A 548-nucleotide genomic window follows, 5' to 3' on the forward strand; every position below is an offset into this window, starting at 1 on the left:
CGCCCTATTCAGACTTGGTTTCCCTTCGGCTCCGTACCTTAAGTACTTAACCTTGCTACATATCGTAACTCGTTGGCTCGTTCTACAAAAAGCATGCTATCACACATATAAAGTGCTTTAACCGATTGTAGGCACACGGTTTCAGGTTCTATTTCACTCCCCTTCCGGGGTTCTTTTCACCTTTCCCTCACGGTACTTCTTCACTATCGGTCACTAGGTAGTATTTAGCCTTGGGAGGTGGTCCTCCCAGCTTCCCACAAGGTTTCACGTGTCTCGTGGTACTCTGGATTAGATCTAACTGTTTTTCCTTTTCATTTACAGGCCTATTACCTTCTGCGGAGCAGCTTTCCAGCTGTTTTCAATTAAAGAATTACAGTGTTTATGATCTATCCTCAACCCCTAGGTCAAAGACCTAGGTTTGGGCTCTTTCCCTTTCGCTCGCCGCTACTTAGGAAATCGATGTTTCTTTCTCTTCCTCCGGGTACTTAGATGTTTCAGTTCCCCGGGTCTACCCCTGCATACCTATTTATTCAGTATGCAGTACATAG

At 45.3% G+C, this 548-nt stretch carries 1 rRNA gene; it reads right to left on the reverse strand.

Features of this window, described 5'->3' with window-relative positions:
• Positions 1-548 (reverse strand): 23S ribosomal RNA (locus tag KPL38_RS19470); the annotation flags it as partial.

It is taken from the genome of Clostridium psychrophilum, from assembly GCF_018861705.1.
Taxonomy (GTDB): Bacteria; Bacillota; Clostridia; order Clostridiales; family Clostridiaceae; genus Clostridium_AD; species Clostridium_AD psychrophilum.